Origin of the sequence: Pantoea sp. Cy-640 (assembly GCF_011752635.1) — a bacterium.
GTDB lineage: Bacteria > Pseudomonadota > Gammaproteobacteria > Enterobacterales > Enterobacteriaceae > Pantoea > Pantoea dispersa.
Genome location: NZ_VWXB01000027.1, coordinates 1 through 701 on the forward strand (window position 1 = coordinate 1; position 701 = coordinate 701).

Here is a 701-nt window from a genome sequence, read left to right on the forward strand (position 1 = left end):
ACATCGACGGCTGTAGCGGTTCATATCACCTTACCGTCGCTTTTCGCAGATTAGCACGTCCTTCATCGCCTCTGACTGCCAGGGCATCCACCGTGTACGCTTAGTCGCTTAACCTCACAACCCACAGACGTTTCATGTCCGGAATCACTGCGCCGGAAAAATGCTGCGTTGCAGCGGTGCTCGCCATGCTCACGTACGTCAGTACGCTCCGCTGGCTGTGCGCCGATGCGCCTTGCCTTTTTCCATGCTCGTTGATTCCTGCATTCCACATGGGATGTGAAAATTTGAGAGACTCGAACACATCGTAAATTTCATTCTTATTACGGAGAATGAATACGACGTGTCGTTTCAATTTTCAGCTTGTTCCGGATTGTTAAAGAGCAAATACTTCGCAGCATGCTTAATCAGCACACTCTGAAGTATTATCGGTAACGCCTTTCACTCATTACCAGCAAGTGGCGTCCCCTAGGGGATTCGAACCCCTGTTACCGCCGTGAAAGGGCGGTGTCCTAGGCCTCTAGACGAAGGGGACACTGAAGTCTCTTTCGTAAGACGCTTTGCTCATTACTTTTTCATCAGACAATCTGTGTGAGCACTTCGCGGGAAAGTATCTTCAGGTAAGGAGGTGATCCAACCGCAGGTTCCCCTACGGTTACCTTGTTACGACTTCACCCCAGTCATGAATCACAAAGTGGTAAGCG

1 tRNA gene and 2 rRNA genes are annotated in these 701 nt (G+C 50.1%); all 3 read right to left on the reverse strand.

Annotated features, from left to right (window positions below):
• Positions 1 to 114, reverse strand: a 23S ribosomal RNA gene (locus tag F3J36_RS24010); the annotation flags it as partial.
• Positions 115 to 456: 342 nt separating this feature from the next.
• Positions 457 to 532: transfer RNA gene (locus F3J36_RS24015), tRNA-Glu, on the reverse strand.
• An 86-nt stretch (positions 533 to 618) separates the two neighbouring features.
• Positions 619 to 701, reverse strand: a 16S ribosomal RNA gene (locus F3J36_RS24020); the annotation flags it as partial.